This is a genomic window from Micromonospora sp. S-DT3-3-22, from assembly GCF_015354745.1.
Lineage (GTDB): Bacteria > Actinomycetota > Actinomycetes > Mycobacteriales > Micromonosporaceae > Micromonospora > Micromonospora wenchangensis.
The window spans coordinates 58,958-78,863 of record NZ_JACGMO010000006.1 but is presented as its reverse complement, the minus strand read 5'-3'; the positions used below and the strand labels follow the sequence as shown (position 1 = coordinate 78,863).

Genomic DNA, 19,906 nt, shown 5'->3' with positions numbered 1-19,906 from the left:
CGGACGCCGGGCTGCCGTGGCCCCGGTGCGGGAGACGGCGGACGGCACGGGACGAGCCGGTGCCGCACGACCAGGCGCGATGAACCAGACGAGAGGGTGGTGCGGGGTGAGCGGCACTGTGCTGGCGGTTTCCCAGACGGAGTCGGGCTGTCAACCGACGATTACCGGCGCGTTGGCTGTCGCCCCGGTCGGCGCCACCGTCGTCGTGCAGCCGGGGGTGTACCGGGAACAGATCCAACTCGGTGGCGACGTCACGCTGATCGCCGAGGAGGGGCCGGGCACGGTCACCATCGACGGCGGTGACGGTGTCGCGTTCTTCGTCGGCGCGGGGGAGGTGACCCTGCACGGGATCGAGCTGCTCGGGGGCGGCGGGCACCTGCCGGCCGTCCAGGTCGGCGGCGGTCGGCTGGAACTCACCCGGTGCGGCGTACGGGCCGGGGGGGTCGTCGCGGTGCACGTGCCCCGGGGGGAGTTGACCATGCGGGACTCCCGGGTGGGCAACCCGGCTGGTGCGGGCCTGCTGTTCGAGCGCGCCGGCACCGGTGAGGTCACCCGCACCACGGTCGCCGGGATCGGCACCGTGGCGGTGGCCGTCGCCGGCGGTGACCCGGTGCTGCGCGGTTGCACGATCACCGACGTACGCGGCAGCGGGGTGCTGTGCACCGGTGGCGGACGGGGGCTGCTGGAGCAGTGCGTGGTCACCGCCGTGGACGGCCCCGGCCTGCTGGTCGAGGACGGAACGATCCGACTGGTCGACACCCGGATCGTGGACACCGCCGGCCCCCCGGTGCTGGTGACCGGGGGCAGCCCCGAGCTGACCGGCTGCGAGTTGCGTACGGCGACCGGCCCGGTGGTGCTGGTCGACGGGACGGCCGACCCGACGCTGCGCGACTGCGTCGTCGGAGCCGAGAGCGGGCACGGTCTCAGCGTCCAGGCCGGTGCCACCGGCAGCTACCTGGGGCTGCGGGTCGAGACGACGACCGGGGCGGCCGTGGTGGTCAGCGGCACGGCGACGCCCCGGATCGAGGGTGGCACGCTGACCGCCACCGACGGGGTCGGGCTGCTCTTCGTCGACGCGGCGACCGGCGCTGCCCGGGGGGTGACGGTCGTCCGGACCCGGTCCGGGCTGCTGGCCCGGGGCACCTCCCGGCCCGAGGTCGACGACCTGACGGTCACCGCGCCGACCGAGGACGGGCTGCGGGTCGCCGAGTCGGCCCGGCTGCGGGCGCTGCGGGGTGCGGTGACCGACGCCGGTTCGACCGGGGTGCTGGTGACTGACGGGGAACTGGCCGTGGAGGGGATGACGCTGCGCGACTGCGCCACCGGGCTGGTGGTGGCGGCCGGCCGGCTGCGGGCCACCGGCGTGGACGTGCTCGGCAGCCGGGGTGCCGGGCTCACCGCCCGGCATGGCGCGACGGTGCAGCTGCGGCGCAGCCGGGTGCGGGGCAGCGACGGGCCGGGGATGTGGTTCGCCGTGGACTCGCAGGGTGAGGTGACCGGGTGTGAGGTGTTCGGGAACACCGGGCCGGGGGTGCTGGTGCAGACGCGCCGACCGGTGCGGCTGATCGAGACCGAGCTGCGGGGCAACGGGGGCGGTCGGCTGCGTACCACGGTGGACGCCGCCGCCGTCGAACTCGTCGGCACCGACGGCGACCCCACGCCCCCGGGTCCGGCGGCGGACGGGCCGCACCGGCCGCCGGAGCCCGCCGTGCGCCCCGACCCGCCCGTGCCGGCCCGGGCCGCCGACCCTGTCCCGGCGGTGCCGGCGGCCGGCGGCGGGCCCGCCGACGACCCGGCCGCGCCGCTGCTGACCGAACTGGACGCGTTGGTCGGCCTGGCCGGGGTGAAACGGGAGGTGGCGACTCTGGTCGGGCTGCACCGGATCGGCCGGCGGCGGGCCGCCGCCGGACTGCCGGCCCCACCCATGTCCCGACACATGATCTTCGCGGGTGCGCCGGGGACCGGGAAGACCACCGTGGCCCGGCTCTACGGCCGCATCCTGGCCGCCCTCGGCGTGCTGCCCGGCGGGCAACTGGTCGAGGTGGCCCGCGCCGACCTGGTCGCCGAACACATCGGCGGTACGGCGGTGAAGACCACCGAACGGTTCCGCGAGGCGATCGGCGGGGTGCTGTTCATCGACGAGGCGTACACCCTGGCCCCGGTCGACGGCGGCGGCTCGGGGCACGACTTCGGTCGGGAGGCGGTCGACACCCTGGTCAAGCTGATGGAGGACCACCGCGACGAGGTGGTGGTGATCGTCGCCGGCTACTCGGCGCAGATGCGCACCTTCCTCGCCGCGAACCCCGGACTGGCCTCCCGGTTCTCCAAGACCGTCGAGTTCGAGAGCTACACCTCCCCGGAGCTGGTGCAGATCGTCGAGCGGCTGTGCCGCGACCACCACTACGCCCTGGAGTACGACACCCGGCTCGCCCTGGAGTCGTGGTTCGAGTCGATGCCGCGTACCGCCTCCTTCGGCAACGCCCGGGTGGCCCGGCAGACCTTCGAGGAGATGGTCAGCCGGCAGGCGTTCCGGCTGTCCGGCAGCGGTGCCGCCTCGGGGGTGGAGCTGGCCCAGCTGCTGCCGCAGGATCTCGACGAGGCGGCGGCCGGCCCGGCCGACGACGAGCCGCCCGCCGGTGCGGTGGACGCGCTGCTGGCCCGGCTGCACGCCATGATCGGGTTGGACGCGGTGAAGCAGGAGGTGGCCGACCTGATCGACCTGCTGGCCGCCGTCCGGACCCGGGTGCGGGCCGGCCTGCCCGCGCCGTCGGTCTCCCGGCACCTGGTCTTCTCCGGGCCACCGGGCACCGGCAAGACCACGGTCGCCCGCCTCTACGGGCAACTGCTGACCGCGCTGGGGGTGCTGCGCGGCGGCCAACTGGTCGAGGTGGCCCGCGCCGACCTGGTCGGCGAGTACGTCGGGCACACCGCGCAACGCACCCGGGAGGCGTTCGAACGGGCCCGGGGCGGGGTGCTGTTCATCGACGAGGCGTACACGCTGGCGCCACCCGACGCCCGCAACGACTTCGGCCGGGAGGCGATCGACACGCTGGTCAAGCTGATGGAGGACCACCGCGACGAGGTGGTGGTGATCGTCGCCGGCTACGAGGCGGAGATCGCCCAGTTCCTCGCCGCGAACGCCGGCCTGGCCTCCCGGTTCTCCCGCCGGGTCCACTTCGCCCCGTACACCGCCGATGAACTGGTCGCCATCTTCGAGGGGCTGGCCCGCGCGGGCGGGTACGACTGCCCCGGGGACACGCTGACCGCGCTGCGCCAGCACTTCGAGCAGGCCCCGCACGGTCCGGCCTTCGGCAACGGCCGGTACGCCCGCCAGGTGCTCGACGAGGCGGTGACCCGGCAGGCGGGCCGGCTGCGCGGCCTGACCGGGCCGACCGTCGCGGACCTGCGTACCCTGCGGGCCGAGGACGTCACCCCCGCGACGGCGTCGCATGGCTGACCGACCCGGCGGCACGGTGTGGCGGCTGCGGCCGGTGGACCGTCCGTATCGGCACCGGTTGCGCCGTCGGGTGACGGGCGGCATCAGCGACAGCGCGTCCGACGGTGCCCCGTATGCTCTCCTGGATCGACGTGGGACCGGAGGTGCGGGCGCGCCCGCGCGGCCGGTCGCGCGGACGGTGAGCGTGCTGGGGAGGCACCGGTTGGCAGGTCTTTCTCGCGGGCCGGACGCGGACGCGCCGGGCGGGGCCGGCATCGGGGTGGCGGCAGCCGACACCGTGGACGCGTCGGCCGTCGACGCCGGGCCCCCGCCACCCGCCGCCGACCTGGCCCCCGACGCGCGACTGCGGGAGCTGCACGCCGTACACGCCGAGCCGCTGTTCCGGTTCCTGCTCCGGCTCGCCTCCGGTGAACGGCAGCTCGCCGAGGACCTGCTCCAGGAGACGATGATGCGGGCCTGGCGCAGCATCGACAGCCTCGCCGCCGACCTGGAGACCCAACGGCGCTGGCTGTTCACCGTGGCCCGCCGGGTCGCCATCGACGTGGCGCGGGCCCGGCAGGCCCGCCCGACCGAGGTCGGCGCGCTGGACCTCAGCCGGATGCCGGCGACCGCCGACGTGGCGGAGCGGGTGGTGACGGCGCGGACCATCCGCGACGCCCTACCCCGGATCAGCGTCGAGCACCGCCGGGTGGTGGAGGCCGTCTACTTCCGGGGGCTCTCCACCGCCGAGATCGCCGCGGAGTTCGGCATCGCCGAGGGCACCGTCAAGTCCCGCGCCCACTACGCCCTGCGCGCGTTGCGCGCCGTCATAGGGGAGGTCGACGGTGCGTGAGGCGACGACCGCGATGGCATACGATTGCGGCGGCGGGGCCGCGAGGCGCTGCCTCCCCGAGCAGAGCTGACAGGCCATGACCGACCTCCGAAGCGACAGCGACGCCCCCGGTCCGCTGGCCCACGCCCCCCTTCAGCAGTGCGCTCCCTACCTGTGGGGTGACCTCGATCCGCAGGACGAGTGGGAGTTCGAACGCCACCTCGGCACCTGCACGGTCTGCCTCGACGAGTGCGACCGGTTGGGCCCCCTGGTGGGGGCGTTCTCCGGGCTCACCGCCAGCGAGATCGCCGACCTGCGCGCCGGTCCGGCCGCCGAGTCCGCCCCCGCCCCCTCGGTGGCCGAGTCGGCTCCCGCCCTCCCGACCGTCTCAGCGGCCCCCGCCGCCCCGGCCCCCGGCGTCACGCCGGCCCCCGAGGCTCTACCGGCCGCCGGGTCGCTGCCGGCCCCCGAACTTTCGCCGGCCGTCGACGCCGCATCGCGTCCGTCGGCGGCCCCAGCCGGTCCGTCGCAGTCGCGTCCGGGGTCGGAGGACCGGCCGCCCTCCCGGGACGCGGCCGGGCGGGGTCCGGCCGGCCGCGCGCCCGACCGGGCCCGGCGGGGTCGACGGCGGTGGCTCGTCGCCGGCACGCTCGCCATGGTCGCGGCGGTGTCCCTGGGGGTCACGCTCGGGCAGCGGCAGCAGGGCGGCGCACCCGACGCCCGACAGTCCACGGTCAACCCGGTCAACGCCGGGGTGACGGTGGAGGGGGTCGGTGCGGCCACCCGGCTGTCCGTCACCGTCTCGGCCCGCACCGACGGCCCCGGACCGGTCTCCGACGTACGGGCCACGGTGGTCGGCCTGACGGCGGGGGTGCAGTACCGCCTCTACGCGGTCGCCGCCGACACCCGCACCTACCAGGTGGCACAGTGGACGGCGACGGCCGGGCCGCAGGAGGTCACCGGGGAGATCCCTGCCGTCGTCGACACGCTGGCGTTCTTCGCCGTAGCGGAGACCGACGGGACGGCGCTGGTGTCGGCCCGGATCGGCCGCCCCGCCGGCCCCCGCTAGACCTTCACCCGCGTCCACTTCTGGTTGGCCTCACCGGTGCACGTCCACAGTTGCAGGCCGGTGCCGTTGGCGGTGGACCAGTCCCGGATGTCGACGCACCGGCCGATCGCCGAGTTGACCAGATCACCGGAGCCGTTGATCCAGAACTTCTGTGCCCAGCCGCCGTTGCAGGTCGCCAGTTGGATGCGGGTGCCGTCGGCGCTGGAGGCGTCCGCCAGGTCCATGCAGAGCGACCCCATCCGGATCGTGCCGTCGCCGCCGAACGTCCACTTCTGCCGGGCCGAGCCGTTGCAGTCCCAGACCACCAACTGCTGGCCGTCGACGGCGCTGGGCGCGTACACACAGGTCCCGCCGTACCCGCGGATGCGGTAACCGGCGGTGGCCGCGGCCGGCGGCGCGGTGGTCGGGCGGGCGGCGGCCGGCGTGGACCGGGTGGCGACCGGGGCCGGCCTGGTCGCGGCGGCGCTCGGCCGCCCCGGGGCGGCCCCGGCGACGGTGGGGGCGGCGGGGGTGGGCAGGGCCAGCACCGGGCCCCGGGTGGTGTCCGGCAGTGGGGGACGCGGCGACGGACGCCCACCGAGCCGGGGGTCCTGGGCGTAGAAGGCGGCGTAGGCGAGGACCCGGCCGGCGATCTCGTCCACCGTGCCCAGGTCGGGTGCGCCGCCGGCCTGCACCCCCGGCCCCCACTGGAAGGCGGCCAGCGCGAGCGGGTACGGGTCGGCGGTGAGCCCACCCAGGTCGGTGGTGAGGGCGCACATCGTCCGGCCGAGCGTGGCGATCGCCGTCGCGGCGTCCCACGGTGACTGGCCGGCGGTCGCGTAGCGGCTCCACACGGTGGGGAGGAACTGGGCGATGCCCTGCGCGCCGTTGGGGCCGAGCAGGTTCGGGTTGAACCCCGACGCCGCCATGAGCTGACCGGCGATCTTCGCCGGGGTCACCGCCGGGCAGGTCCGGCCGGCGGCGAGGATCGCCGCCAGGTGCTCGTCGGGGATGGGCCGCGGCGCGCTGCCGGCGGGTGGCGCGGGTGGGGCGGGCGTCGGTGACGCGTCCGCCGCGTCCGGGTCGAAGTCGGGCTGCCGGGAGTACCACTCGGCGTAGCCGACGACGGTCCGCACGTACCCTGCTGCCGTGTCGGGGACGCCCCGGTCGGCCTGGACGGCGGGCATCCCGGAGCGGTGCGCGGCGAGCGCGAGCTGCCAGGTGTCGCCGTCGATGTCGCCGTGCGACACCTGCCCGACGAGGTCGCACATGTGGTGGGCCAGCGCGACGATGTTCGCGGCGACGTCCAGCCGGGGCGCGTCGGGCCAGGGCAGCCACCGCTGCCAGAGTTCGTCGGTGAGGCCGGCCACCCCGGAGCCGCCGTCGTCGGTGCGGGCGTCGGCCACGAACCCGGAGGCGGCCATGAGCTGACCGGCCAGCCGGGGCGCGGTCAGGGTCGGACAGGAGAGTGCGGCCTGGGCGATCAGTGGCACCTGGTCGGCGGGGACCGGTTTGCCCTCCACCGTTTCGGCGGTGGCCGTGCCGAACCCGGTGCTGGCGGCGAAGCCGGCCAGGACGGCGAGCGCCAGCGCCATCAGGCCGGCGACGATCCGCGCGACGATCGGCGGGCCGGGCAGGCGGGACATCCCTCGTCGGACGACGCTGGTCAGTGGTGACAGCCGTTGCCGCACCCCACCGACGAGTCGTTCCAGCCGCTGGCGGTGGGACGTGGAGGTCAGTGGCACCGGTGCGCTCCTCGGCAGGCTGTGGCTTCGACCTCTCAACGCACCGAGCCAGCCGAAGGTTCAGTCGGATCAGCGTGGAGTTTGCCGGGTGCCGGTGATCGTGGCGCTGCCGGGGTGGGTGGTCCGGGCCGGCGGCAGGTCGGCGCGCCGCCGACCTGCCGGACGTCACCGGGTTGACCCTCCGTTCGGCTGCGCTGCGCTGCTCGCGTTCACCGGATGATCAGGGTGTCGAGGTAGCCGGCGACGTTACGGCGGATCTCGGCCACCGAGTCACCACCGAACTTCTCCACCACCGCCTCCGCCAACACCAACGCCACCATCGCCTCCGCGACAACGGCGGCGGCGGGAACGGCACACACATCCGACCGCTGGTTGATCGCCGTCGCCGCCTCACCCGTGGTCACATCCACCGTCGACAAGGCCCGGTTCAACGACGAGATCGGCTTCATCGCCGCCCGCACCCGCACCGGCTCACCCGTCGTGATCCCACCCTCCAAACCACCCGCCCGATCCGTCACCCGACGCACCCCCACAGCCGTCGGCACGATCTCGTCATGCGCCTCCGAACCCCGCGACCGCGCCTGCTGCCACCCGTCCCCGATCTCCACACCCTTGATCGCCTGAACCGACATCAACGCCGTCGCCAACCGGGCGTCAAGCTTCCGATCCCACTGCACATGACTCCCCAGACCCGGCGGCACCCCATAGGCAAGGACCTCCACCACACCACCGAGGGTGTCCGCGGCCTTCTTCGCGGCGTCGACCTCCGCCACCATCCGCGCACTCGCCTCCGGATCCAGACACCGCAACGGATCCGCGTCGATCCGCTCCGCGTCCTCCGGCACCGGCCGCAAACCGGGCTTCGCGACCACCGAGCCGAGCTCCACCACATGCGACACGATCTCGATACCGACCGCCTGCTTCACCAGAGCCTTCGCCACCGCACCCACCGCCACCCGCGCGGCAGTCTCCCGCGCACTCGCCCGCTCCAGAATCGGCCGCGCATCCGTGTGACCGTACTTCTGCATCCCCGCCAGATCAGCATGACCCGGACGCGGACGCGTCAACGGCGCATTACGCGCCTGACTCGCCAACTCCCCCGCATCAACCGGATCAGCGGCCATCACCGTCCGCCACTTCGGCCACTCCGAATTCCCCACCCGCACCGCCACCGGACTACCCAGAGTGACACCATGCCGCACACCACCAACGACCTCAACCACATCCTGCTCAAACGCCATCCGCGCACCCCGGCCATAACCCAACCGACGACGCGCCAACTCACCCGCGATGTCACCGGTCGTCACCGCCACCCCGGCCGGCACCCCCTCCAACAACGCGACCAGAGCCGGACCATGCGATTCACCTGCAGTCAGCCAACGCAACACAGCGGTCACCCCCGCAGACCGGGCAGGGCGTGCGCCATCCCGGCAGCGGCCGGGGCCGGCGACGGGGCGTCGGCGGCGGCCGGGCTCCCGAGGTCGGCCAGGTGGCGGGCGTGGGCGGCGGCGAGGTGACCCCCGGTCCGGGCGGTGCTGATCAGCACCGCCATGTTGGCCCGGGAGGACCGGCCCTGGGTGGCCGCGTCGACGGCGCGCATCAGGTACTTGGTGATGGCGTTGCCGCGTACCCCGTCCCGCCGGGCGGCCACCATCGCCTCCTCGATGGCCCGGTCGACCTCGGCGTCGTCCACGGCCTCGGCGGCGTCGACCGGGGTGGTGATCAGGAAGGAGCTGTGGTTGCCCAGGGCCCAGTGGTTCTCCACCGCGCGGGCGACGACCGTCGCGTCGTCGACCCGGCAGGGGCTGGGGATGCCGCTGGAGACGCAGTAGAAGGCAGGGAAGTCGGCCGAGCGGTAGGAGACCACCGGCACCGAGTGGGTCTCCAGGTATTCCATGGTCAGCCCGAGGTCGAGGATCTTCTTGGCCCCGGCGCACACCACGGCCACCCGGGAACGGGTGAACTGGATGAGGTCCGAGGAGATGTCCATGCTCGTCTCGGCGCCCCGGTGCACCCCGCCGATGCCGGCGGAGGCGAAGAACGCGATGCCGGCCAGGTCGGCCGCGATCAGCGAACTCGCCACGGTCAGCGCGCCCATGCCGCCCCGGGCGAGGGCCACCGGCAGGTCGCGGGCGCTGACCTTGGGTATGCCCGGCGTGGAGGCGAACCGTTCGATGTCCGCCGCGGTCATGCCGACCCGGATCACCCCGTCGTCGACCGCGACCGTCGCCGGCACCGCGCCGCCCTCCCGGACGGCATCCTCCACCCGGTGCGCGGTGGCGGCGTTGTCCGGGTAGCGCAGACCGTGGGTGATCACGTTGGACTCCAACGCCACCACGGCCCGCCCCTCGGCGAGGGCGTCGGCGACCTCCTCACTCAACCGCACCTCGACGGTGGAGTGGACCTTGCGTGTCATGCTGGCTCCTCGGTCGGTCCGGTCCGGCGCGTCGGGACCGGTTTCGGGCAGGACGGGTGCGGGGTGGGTTCGGTGCGGCCGGGACCGCTCACTCCTCCAGGACCGCCTCCAGCGCGATGGACACCGCGTCCTCGTCGCAGCCGAAGGCCCGGGTCATGGCGCGGGTGACGGCGGTCACCAGCCGGTTGTGCTGCTCGTCGGTGAGCGCGATCGGCAGGTGGGTGATGCTCACGTGCGGGCGGACCGGGCGACGGCGGGACCGGGCGGGCAGCGCCGCCACCACCTGGTGCACCCCCGGTTCGCGCAGCACCCCGTAGTGGTCGGCGGCCAGGTCGACGACGACGGGGGACAGGGAGCGGCGGGCGACGGCGGTGTCGAGGAAGGACTCCTGGTCGCCCCGGGTACGCAGCACCGTCACCGGGGCCCGCACCGGCCGCCGGGCGAGTTCGGCCTCGGTGTGCCGCAGCCCGTACGTCCGGGCGACGACCCCGGTGATCCGGCGGACCAGCGGCAGGTCCAGGGTGGGGAAGTGCCGTTGGACGAACGCGGTGAAGCTCTCCGCGTCCACGACGGTGGCGAGGCACTCCTCGATCACCGGACCGCTGACCGTGCCCGCGAACACGGAACACAGCACCGCCAGGTACGTCGGGTTGGTGAAGCTCGCCGTGTCGGCCGCGCCCGGCGTCACCGGCACCCGGACCCGGGGTGACCCGGGGGCGATCAGGACGAGCTGGTCGACCTGCTCGCCGGCCTGCTCCAACTGGTACGCCGCCTCGACGGCGACCCGGGTGCCGAACGAGTAACCCCACAGCGTGTAGGGGCCCCGGGGTTGCCGCTCCCGGATCGCCCGCACGTCCTCGGCGGCCATCCGGGCGATCGTCCGGTAGGGCTCCTCGCCCGGGTTCACGCCGTACGCCTGCACGCCGTGGAAGGGGCGTCCGACGGTGCCGGCGAGCAGCCGCAGGTTCATCGGGTAGCCGCCCAGGCCCGGCCAGCAGTAGACGGAACGTCCCTCCCGGCCCCGCGCCAACGGCACCAGCCGGGACCCGCCCTGCTGGTCGCGTCGGGCGACCCGCCGGGCGAGCTGGGCGACCGTCGGGTTGTCGAAGATGACCTGCATCGGCAGCGCCGCGCCGAACACCCGGTTGAGCCGGTTGATCAGGGCGACGGCGATCAGCGAGTTGCCGCCGCAGGCGAAGAAGTCGTCGTGGACGGAGACGTCGTCCTGGCGGACCGCCTCCCCCCAGAGCCGGGCGATGCGGCGTTCCAGGTCGGTGCGGGGCGCCACGAACGGCCGTTGCGGGCCGGGGTCGTCGGCGACCCGGGCGGCGAGCGCCGTGAGGTCGGTCTTGCCGTTCGCGGTCAACGGCATCCGGTCGACGATCACCACCTTGTTGGGCAGCATGTAGTCGGGCAGCCGACCGGCCAGGTCGTCGCGGATCAGCTCCGCCGGACCCTTCATGTGGACGACGTCCTCCTTCATGCCCCGGCCGGCCACCTGGGCGGCGCTGACCCGCCCGCCGACGGCGAAGTACGACGGCCCGTCGGGCAGCCCGTGCCGGTGCAGGATGCCCCGGATGCGGTGGGCCGACGGCAGGTCGTGGCCGGTGTCGGAGCTGTAGCCGGAGGACATGAAGCCGAAGCCGAGGTCGTTCATGGACAGTCGTTGCAGGGCGCGTCCCAGGTCGACGTAGCGCCGCCACCGGGTGGACGACGTGCTGATCATGCTGATGCCGATCGCGGCCCGGTCGTACACCTGCTGGTTGATGGCGATGACGTGCTGCCGCTGCACCAGGGCGTCGTCGAGGCGGACCAGTTCACCGCCGTGGTACCGGTACTGCCCGGCGGGCAGGTCCACGCCCCGGTCCGGGTGGACCTGGACGTACAGGTCGATCTCGTCCGGTGGCGGCGGGGCGTACGGCGTGACCGCGAAGCTGCCGAGGTAGAGGTCCTCGTCGGCGCAGTCGAGGTGCCGGACGGTCTGCGGCGTGTGGTCGGTGGCGGTGATGCCCAGCCCGTATCCGGGCAGGACCTGTTCCAGCAGGCCGACCAGGTGGCCGGTCTCGATCTCCAGGACCTCGCGGATGTTGTTCTGGTAGACCGGTTCGATGGCCCGCCGCCGACCGACGAGGTGCAGCCGGACGGTTGGCTCGGGCCGGGGCGGGGCCGGGCTGATCAGGACCAGCTCGTGGGTGAGCGGGTGGTGGTAGTAGTAGCCGGACGGCTGCCCCCAGAGCTGGTGCAGTTCCAGGTAGACCTGGGTGGCGTTGAGTGCCCCCGGCGAGGCGTAGCCGTACTTGGGCAGCAGCCGTTCGTCGCTGACGAACTGCCCGAGGTAGCGGACGATCTCCCCGAAGGTGGCCAGGTCGAGCTGCCCGAGCGGGCGCGGCGGCACCTGGCCGGGCCGGGTCGGGCGCAGCAGCGCCAGCAGGTCGGCGCGGGTGACCGGCGGACCCTCGTAGAACCGGTACGTCTTGCGGGCGAACACCCGCCGCACCTGCTTCGCGGTGGGTTCGGCCCCGGGCAGCGCGAGCACCGCCCGCCCGGCCAGCTCCTCCGGGGTACGCACCCCGACGTGCGACAACTGTGCCCGGACCTGGAGCCGGCTCTCCTTCGACCGGTGGTGGGCGCCCTGCCGGCCCTGGTCCATCAGCGCCGCCTCGCGCGGGTTGAGTTCGACGACGGCGAGCAGGTGCGGATGCCCGGTGCGCGGATCGTCGCGGACCAGCACCCCCGCGTGCCGGACCCACTGGTGGGCCTCCACGGCGAGACGGACCTCGTCGAGTTCGACCCGGAACCCGCGCAGCTTCACCTGGTTGTCGACCCGCCCGACGAACCGTACGGTGCCGTCGGCCTGCCAGGCGGCCAGGTCGCCGGTGCGGTAGAGCCGTTCGCCGGTGACCGGGTCGGGTACGAACCGTTGCGCGGTCAACGCCGGCCGGTGCAGGTAGCCCCGGGCGAGCTGGATGCCGCCGATGAGCAGTTCCCCGACGGCGTCGCCGGTGACCGGGGTGTCGTCGGCGTCGACGATGACGTAGCGCAGGCCGGTGACGGGCCGGCCGATCGACACGGACTGCTGGGTGGGGTCGAGCCCCGCCGGGTCGACGGTGAACGCCGAGGAGTTGATCGTGCACTCGGTGGGGCCGTACAGGTTGACCAGCGTGCCGGGGTGCGCCGTGAGCACGTCGGCGGCCAGCGTGGTGGACAGCGCCTCGCCGCCGGTGAAGACCTGCCGCAGGCTGGTGCAGGTGCCGAGGCGTTCGGTGTCGACCAGCGCCCGCAGCAGGGTCGGCACGCACTGCAACGCGGTCACGCCGTGGCGGCGGATGCTCGCGATGATCGCCTCGGGGTCGCGGTGCAGGCCGGGGGTGCCGGCGACGACGGTGCCACCGCAGGCCGGGGCGAGGATCTCCCACTGCGCGGCGTCGAAGCTCATCGGCGTCTTCTGCAGGATGACGGCCTCGTCGAGCCGGTAGGTGTCCCGCAGCCAGCGCAGTTGGCTGACGATGCTGCGGTGCTCGATCATCACCCCCTTGGGTCGTCCGGTGCTGCCGGAGGTGTAGATGACGTAGGCCAGGTCGCGGGGGCGTGGCCGGTGGTCGGGCACGTCGGGTGGGGACGTGTCGTGCCACGCGCTCAGCGGCACGATGGCGGTGTCGGGCGGGACCAGGTCGGTCAGCCGTTCGACGAGGTCGTCCTGGGCGACGACGAGGCGGATCCGGGCGTCGGCGGCCATGTAGCGCAGCCGCTCGTCGGGGTAGTCCGGGGCCAGCGGCAGGTAGGCCGCCGAGGCGTACAGGATGCCCCAGGCCCCGACGACGAGCCCGGCGGACGGTTCGGCGAAGAGGCCGACCCGGTCGTCGGGGCCGGCGCCGCGCTCGCGGAGCTGGGCGGCGAGGGCACGGGCCCGGCGGGCCAGCTCCCGGCGGGTGACGCCGTCCGGCCCGTGCCGGACGGCCACCGCGTCGGGGTCCGCCCGGACCTGCTCGTCGAGCAGGTCCGGCAGGGTGGCGGCGGGTGGGTGGTGGGCGTCGGTGCCCGGTTCGTGGGCGTCGGTGGTGGCGGGCGTGGTGCGCATGCTTCCCCCTGTGGTGGGTGACGCCTCACCGGCTGGTCAGCGCGGGTGACGCCACCGGCTCCGTGGCGGGTGGCGATGCCGGCGGGGACGACCTGCGTTGGGCGAGGGCGACGGCGGCGACGATGACCAGGCCGCCGACGAGCTGGGTCAGGCTGAGCCGTTGGTCGAGGAAGGCGAAGCCCAGCAGGCTGGCGACGATCGGGCTGACCAGGCTGAGGAACGACGCGGCCAGGGCGGGCAGCCGTTCCAGGCCACGGAACCAGACCGCGTAGCCGAACAGCGATCCGACGATCCCCAGGTAGGCCAGTCCGGCGAGGTTGGGGCCGGTGAGGCGGTCGGGCAGGCCCTCCATCAGCAGGGTGGTGGGGAGCAGGACGAGACCGCCGGCGGTGAGCTGCCAGCCGGTGAACTGCAACACGCCCACCCCGGGCGGTCGGGCCCACCGTTTGGTCAGCACGATCCCGCTGGCCATGCTGGCCGCGCCGGCCAGGGCCGCGACGACGCCGAGCGGGTCGAGCGCGGCGGTCGGGCGCAGCACGAGCAGCGCGACCCCGGTCGCCCCGAGCAGGCACGCCACGACGTGCAGCGGCCGGATGCGGTCGCGCAGCAGCAGCGCGGCGAGGATCAGCACCAGCATCGGCTGGAACGACATGATCAGCGCCGCGACGCCGCCGGGCAGCCGGTAGGCGGCGACGAAGAGCAGCACGAAGAACAGTCCGATGTTGAGGGTGCCGAGCACCAGCGCCCGCCAGATCCACGCGCCGCGCGGCACCACCCGCCCGAGCGCCATCAGGGCGAGCCCGGCGGGCAGGGCGCGGGCCAGGGCGGCCAGGTAGGGCCGGCCCGGGGGCAGCAGTTCGGTGGTGACGAGGTACGTGCTGCCCCAGATCGCCGGGGCCAGCGCGGTGAGTCCGACGTCGCCGATTCCGCCGCGCCTCATCGCGGCTGGTCCGTTCCGAAGTAGCGGTCACCGAAGTCGCCGATGCCGGGCACCATGTAGGCGTCGGCGTTGAGGCGTTCCTCGATGGCGGAGGTGACGATCCGGACCCGGGGGTGGTGGGCGTGCACGGCGCCGATGCCCTCCGGCGAGGAGAGCAGGGTGACGAAGACGACGTCCTCCTCGAAGACCCCGTACTCGCGCAGCAGCGCGAGGGCGGCCAGCGCGGTGCCGCCGGTGGCGAGCATCGGGTCCAGCAGCAGCACCTGGGACCTGGCGATGTCCGGGGGCAGGGCCGCGTAGTGCAGGTGCGGCAGCTTCGTCGTCCGGTCCCGCTGGATGAGGATCTTGCCGATCCGGGTCTGCGGCAGCATGGCCCGCAGTTCGGACTCCATGCTCTCGCCGGCGCGGGCGATGGACACGCCGCAGACCGGCGCGGCCGGGCGCAGCCCGTGGTAGGTCTGCCCGACCGGGGTGCGCACCTGCTGGGAGACGACCGGGAGCAGGTCGAGGGCGGTGTCGAGGAGCTGCCGGAAGATCTGGGCGGAGGTCTGCACGAAGTCGGCCCGGGAGGCGTCGCGGTCCCGGATGACCGTGTGCAGCGCGCGCAGCCGGTTGGTCTGCGGCAACAGGTGCAGCCGGCCGGTCACGGCGGGGGCGGTCACGGTGGGGGCGATGGCGGTGTCGGTCATGGCTCTCAGTCCTGTCCGGCGAGGTCGGCGAACGCCTGGCGGGCGGCGGTGACGAACCGGCGCACCTTGGCGCGGTCCTTGCGGCGGTCGGGGCCCTCCAGGCCGGTGTGCGCGTCGACGGCGGCGGGGCGTACCGCCGCGATGGCCGCCGCCACGTTGTCGGGATTCAGACCACCGGCGAGCATCAGCGGCCGGGGCGCGACGCGGACCAGTTCGGCGCTGACCGACCAGTCGTGCGTCAGACCGGTCGCGCCCTTGGCCCCGGTTGCGGGGTTGAAGCTGTCGGTGATGTACATGTCGACCCACTCGGCGCTCTCGTCGACGATCTTGGTCAGCTCGTCGATGTTGTCCTCCTTGACCACCAGGCTCTTGAGGACGTAGAGGTCGGGGTCGATCCGGCGCAGCTTCTCCAGCTGGGCGGGCTCGACGTCGCCGTGCAGCTGCACGGCGGTGACGCCGAGTTCGGCGCAGAACTGCCGGATCTCGTCGGCCTCGGTCAGGTAGGTGATCAGGACGCCCCGGTGCCGGGGCTGGATCGCCGCGACGATGGCCGCGGCGTCGGCCTCGGACAGGTCCTCGTTCTTCGCCGGCAGCCGCAGGGCGAACCCCAGCCAGTCGGCGCCCTCCGCGCAGATCAGGTCGGCCTCGTCCTGGTCGATGACCCCGGCCACCTGGATCAGTCCCTGCATCTGCTGCTCCCTCTCTGCGAAAAGCCGGTCAGGATCTCCACCGACGGAGATCCCACGTGTGCGTCGACCAATCGGTGGCGGCCGGAGATCCGGGACGGAACCGGCCGCGCGGTCGACTCGACGAGAGAAACGTACGAAATGAACGGCACCGGGGGACAGGCCCATGTCCGGCCCCGCGTCGGTGCCACTTCCACCGGTGGCCCCACCCGACGACGAAGCGGCCCCACCTGCGCACAGTGGAGCCGAAAAGGATTCGCCATGTCATTGTTTGAATTCTCGCGAACAATTCATGAATGGCGCCGCCCCGCTGAGCGCGAACGGCCGCCGGTAACGGGACACGCCGTCAGGCCGATGCCCCGGAATTGCCCGGACCTCTTGCTATCACTGTGCCGAGGAGGTCCACCAGTGACAACGAGTTCCACACCCGCCGCGGCTTCCGTCTCCGCGGCCGACCCGCATCCGCGCCGGCGCATCGACCTGTGCGGGACCCACCTGTCGTACGTCGACGTGGGGGCCGGGGACCCGATCGTGTTCCTGCACGGCAACCCCACGTCCTCGTACCTGTGGCGCAACGTCATCCCGGCGGTCCGCGACCTGGGCCGCTGCCTCGCCCCCGACCTGGTCGGCATGGGCGACTCCGGTCCGGCGCCCGACGGCGGCTACCGCTTCACCGACCAGGTGCGCTACCTCGACGCCTGGTTCGACGCCGTGGTCGGCGACCAGCCGGCCACGCTGGTGCTGCACGACTGGGGCTCGGCGCTGGGGTTCCACTGGGCGGCCCGGCACCCCGAACGGGTCCGGGCCGTCGCCTATCTGGAGGCGATCGTCCAACCCCGCCGGTGGAGCGACTTCGAGGCCGGCCGCGACCAGCTCTTCCGCGCCATGCGCTCGCCCGAGGGGGAACGCCTGGTGCTCCAGGAGAACTTCTTCGTCGAGGTGGTGCTGCCCCGCAGCGTGGTACGCCCCCTGTCAGAGGCCGAGCTGGACCACTACCGCCGGCCGTTCGGCGACCCCGACTCCCGGCGACCCACCCTCGCCTTCCCCCGGGACCTGCCCATCGAGGGCGAACCGGCGGACGTGACCGCCGTCGTCGAGGAGTACGGCCGCTGGCTGGCCGCCTCGCCGGTGCCGAAGCTGCTGGTGGTCGCCGAGCCGGGGGCGTTGCTGACCGGCCGGGCCCTGGCGTTCGCCCGGACCTTCCCGAACCAGCGCGAGGTCACCGTCACCGGCAGCCACTACGTGCAGGAGGACTCGCCGGACGAGATCGGCGCCGCCCTGCGGGACTTCGTCACCGCCCGGTGAGCACGGCCGCGGGGCGGGCGGTGGGAACCGCCCGCCCCGGGTGCCAGTCAGGCGGCCGAGGTGGCCCGCTCGTCCTGCGGCGTCTCGACCGAGGCGCTCAGCTCCCGCAGGATCGACTGCTCGGTGCGGGTCCGCGCCACGTCCAGCCCACCGTCGTCGTCGGTCAGCAGCAGCTGGGCGAACTGCGCGCGTACCTCCCGCTTGAGCACCTTGCCGGTGACGCCCAGCGGGATCTTGGTGTCGCCCTTGGAGATGACCGTCGCGGCCAGCTCGTGCTTGCCCGCCGCCCGCAGCGCCCGGTTGATCCGGGTCAGCAGCTCCTCGGCGGTGAGGTCCGACTGGTCGATCAGGCGCAGCGCGGCGATCGGGGCGAACGAGGTCGGCTCGACCGGGTCCACCACACCGACGACGGCGCAGTCCACCACCGCCCGGCACGCCTTGAAGATCTCCTCCTCGATGGTGAGGCTGTAGACCGGTCCGCGCCGCGTCGTGATCACGTCCGTGGTCCGGTCGTAGTGGTAGAAGCGGCCCTTCTCGTCCTTGTAGCCGATGTCACCGGTGAGCCAGTAGCCCTTGCGGATCGACTTGTGCGTCAACTCGTGGTTGCCCCAGTAGCCCAGGGTCACCGTCGGGGTGTGCACCGCCAGGTAGCCGACCTCGTTGGGGCCCAGCTCCCGGCCGTCCTCGTCGAAGACCACCGCGTCCTCGACGATCGGCTCCGGGTAGCCGACACAACGGTTGTAGGCGTTGGTCTTGGGGCCGTGGATGTTGAGGAACAGGGCCATGCCCATCTCCGAGGCGCCCAGCCCGTCGAGGTAGTGCGACCCCGGCCGCCAGCTGCCGTTCTCCCGGTGCCGGCCGAGCCGGACCAGCTCCCGCACGTGGGCCTCGTGCGAGGCGTCCGCCGTGCTGATCCAGGTCGTCACGTTCGCCGCGGCGGACGGCTCCAGGCCGAGCGCGAGCATCTCGGTGAAGGTGATCGGGAAGCCGGTCACCACGCTGGGCTTCCACCACCGCATCGCCTGGGCCACCGTCGCCCCGTCCTGGGACTCCATCACCAGGGTGGGCAGGCCGATCAGGGTGGCCATCATCATGTAGCTGTAGCCCGACGAGTGCGAGGCCGGGAAGGCCAGCAGCATCTTGTCGTCCGGACCGGACGGCAGCGTCATGATCCGGGGACGCTTGCCGGCGAAGAACTGGCGGTGGCCGAACGTGGCGGCCTTCGGCATGCCGGTGGTGCCCGACGAGTGCGAGATGAGCACCGGGTCGCGGTCGCCGTGCCGGTACGGGTAGACCCCGGGCAGCGGGCCGGCCGGCGGCGCGGCGTGCATCGCCTCCTGCGAGGCGGTGAACCGGAACGGACGCGCGTCGGCCATCCCGTTGAGCAGCGGGCCGAGCTTGTCCGCGTCGACCACCACGCCGACCGCGTCGAGCCGGGCGAGGTACTTGGCGGCGGTGTCGGGCACCATGTTCGGGTTGATCACGGCGGGGATCGCGCCGAGGCTGTTGAGCGCCAGGAAGTGCACGAAGCTCGCCATGCCGTTGCGGGTGAAGACCCCCACCCGGTCGCCGTGGGTGACCCCGGCGTTGTGGTACCACCGGGCGTACCGCTCGGTCTGGTCCCGCAGCGTCGCCAGGCTGTAGACGATCAGGTCGTCCGGGCCGCCACCGGGCGGCAGGTGGTGGAACAGCGGGGCGTCGTGGTCCTGCCCCCGCTCCAGGGCGTGCCACAGGAAGTCACCCGCGCCGAGCTGACGGGTGGCCAGCAGCTCCAGCCGGGCCCGCAGCCCCCGGTGCGACCGCCCGAAGTGCATACGCGGGACCGATGCCAGATAACGCTGTAGTGACCTGAGCTTCATGGTGCCTCCTCGGTGCTTCGGTGCGGCCAGATGGCCTCGGGGTCGGGCAGGGGTTCGGTCAGCGCGTCGAGATGGGCGCGCCAGTCGTGCAACCGCCGCGCGTCGACGGGGGCGGTCGGCTCTCCGTTGATCCGGGTCAGGACCCGGATTCCGTGCAGGGCACTGGTGATCCACACCTCGCTGTCGAGCAGTTCCGCCACGCTCGGCAGCCGGTGCCGTACCGGCATCCCCAGCTCGGCGCAGCGGTCCAGCAGCAGCCGCCGGGTGACGCCGGGCAGGATCCGCCCGTCCTCCGGAGGGGTGTGCAGGACGCCCGACGACCACCAGTAGATCGTGCTGAACGCCCCCTCGCGGATCAGACCGCGCTCGTCGCAGAGCAGGGCCTCGTCGGCGTCCGCGTCGTGGGCGGCGGCTCTGATCTTCTCCAGCTCCTCGAAGTCCGGCCCCTTGAGGTGGGGCAGCCGCCGGGGGTCCGGATGCGGCCACAGCCAGCCACGTGCCTGGCTGACCCGGGGCGGGGCGGGCCGCAGCCGCAGGGCCAGCCGCTGCGTGGGAACCAGGTGCAGTTCGATGCGGGGAAACCACACCCCGGAACGGGGCAGCGCCGTGGTGACCGACGCCCCGAAGGACGCCACCCGGTGCGCCGAGACCCCGAACCGTCGTACGGCCGCGCCGAAGCGCTGCCAGTGCAGCCGGTACGCCCGGGCCCGGCCGTCGGTCAGGAGCCAGGAGTCGGCCACCACGGGGCGGTACCGACTGTCCTCGATTCCTTCGCGGACCCCCGTCTCCCACAGCAGCAGTGGGACGGCCCGAGTCGCCGGCGGCATCTTCTTCTCCGATCCGTGGTGCGTCGCCGATTGGCTGGGCCGACC

General features: G+C 73.5%; 13 protein-coding genes. 4 read left to right on the top strand and 9 right to left on the bottom strand.

The window, feature by feature from the left end; all coding sequences use genetic code 11:
• Positions 1-106: 106 nt before the first annotated feature.
• From H1A17_RS03040 to H1A17_RS03030, 3 genes are all read left to right on the top strand, one after another.
• Positions 107-3,457: an AAA family ATPase gene (locus tag H1A17_RS03040; RefSeq protein WP_194821009.1), complete on the top strand. Its 3,351-nt coding sequence runs from the start codon at positions 107-109 to the stop codon at positions 3,455-3,457.
• 202 nt (positions 3,458-3,659) lie between these two features.
• Positions 3,660-4,289, top strand: coding sequence for a sigma-70 family RNA polymerase sigma factor (locus H1A17_RS03035; protein ID WP_228542817.1), 630 nt, complete (start codon positions 3,660-3,662; stop codon positions 4,287-4,289).
• A 76-nt stretch (positions 4,290-4,365) separates the two neighbouring features.
• Complete coding sequence (locus H1A17_RS03030) at positions 4,366-5,337, top strand: hypothetical protein (protein WP_194821008.1); 972 nt, start codon at positions 4,366-4,368, stop codon at positions 5,335-5,337.
• Here the strand turns inward: H1A17_RS03030 and H1A17_RS03025 are convergent.
• The 7 genes from H1A17_RS03025 to H1A17_RS02995 all read right to left on the bottom strand — a co-directional run bounded on the left by H1A17_RS03025 (position 5,334) and on the right by H1A17_RS02995 (position 15,873).
• Positions 5,334-7,061 carry a ricin-type beta-trefoil lectin domain protein gene (locus tag H1A17_RS03025; protein WP_194821007.1) on the bottom strand — a complete coding sequence of 576 codons (1,728 nt, stop codon included), beginning with the start codon at positions 7,059-7,061 and terminating at the stop codon, positions 5,334-5,336. The genes H1A17_RS03030 and H1A17_RS03025 overlap by 4 nt on opposite strands.
• 209 nt (positions 7,062-7,270) lie before the next feature.
• On the bottom strand, positions 7,271-8,449 hold the full coding sequence (aroC, locus tag H1A17_RS03020) for a chorismate synthase (RefSeq protein WP_145919403.1): 1,179 nt from the start codon (positions 8,447-8,449) through the stop codon (positions 7,271-7,273).
• Positions 8,450-8,454: 5 nt separating this feature from the next.
• Positions 8,455-9,477, bottom strand: coding sequence for a pseudouridine-5'-phosphate glycosidase (locus H1A17_RS03015; protein WP_145919404.1), 1,023 nt, complete (start codon positions 9,475-9,477; stop codon positions 8,455-8,457).
• Positions 9,478-9,565: 88 nt separating this feature from the next.
• Positions 9,566-13,555: an amino acid adenylation domain-containing protein gene (locus tag H1A17_RS03010; protein WP_194821006.1), complete on the bottom strand. Its 3,990-nt coding sequence runs from the start codon at positions 13,553-13,555 to the stop codon at positions 9,566-9,568.
• 25 nt (positions 13,556-13,580) lie between these two features.
• Positions 13,581-14,495, bottom strand: a complete 915-nt coding sequence (locus tag H1A17_RS03005) for an EamA family transporter (RefSeq protein WP_145919406.1) — start codon at positions 14,493-14,495, stop codon at positions 13,581-13,583.
• A complete protein-coding gene (gene upp, locus H1A17_RS03000) occupies positions 14,492-15,184 on the bottom strand; it encodes a uracil phosphoribosyltransferase (RefSeq protein ID WP_194821005.1) in 693 nt (230 codons plus the stop codon). The genes H1A17_RS03005 and upp overlap by 4 nt, the downstream gene beginning before the upstream one ends.
• A gap of 5 nt (positions 15,185-15,189) precedes the next feature.
• Positions 15,190-15,873, bottom strand: coding sequence for a phosphoribosylanthranilate isomerase (locus H1A17_RS02995; protein WP_145919407.1), 684 nt, complete (start codon positions 15,871-15,873; stop codon positions 15,190-15,192).
• A 405-nt stretch (positions 15,874-16,278) separates the two neighbouring features.
• On the opposite strand from H1A17_RS02995, the gene H1A17_RS02990 reads away from it, so the two are divergent.
• The gene (locus H1A17_RS02990; protein WP_309236687.1) at positions 16,279-17,175 is read left to right on the top strand and encodes a haloalkane dehalogenase; all 897 of its coding nucleotides are present in this window, start codon (positions 16,279-16,281) and stop codon (positions 17,173-17,175) included.
• A 47-nt stretch (positions 17,176-17,222) separates the two neighbouring features.
• Here H1A17_RS02990 and H1A17_RS02985 read toward each other — a convergent pair whose 3' ends face one another.
• Positions 17,223-19,034, bottom strand: a complete 1,812-nt coding sequence (locus H1A17_RS02985; RefSeq protein ID WP_194821003.1) for a class I adenylate-forming enzyme family protein — start codon at positions 19,032-19,034, stop codon at positions 17,223-17,225.
• Positions 19,031-19,861: an aminotransferase class IV gene (locus H1A17_RS02980; protein ID WP_194821002.1), complete on the bottom strand. Its 831-nt coding sequence runs from the start codon at positions 19,859-19,861 to the stop codon at positions 19,031-19,033. Before H1A17_RS02980 ends, H1A17_RS02985 begins: the two co-directional genes overlap by 4 nt.
• Positions 19,862-19,906: the final 45 nt, after the last annotated feature.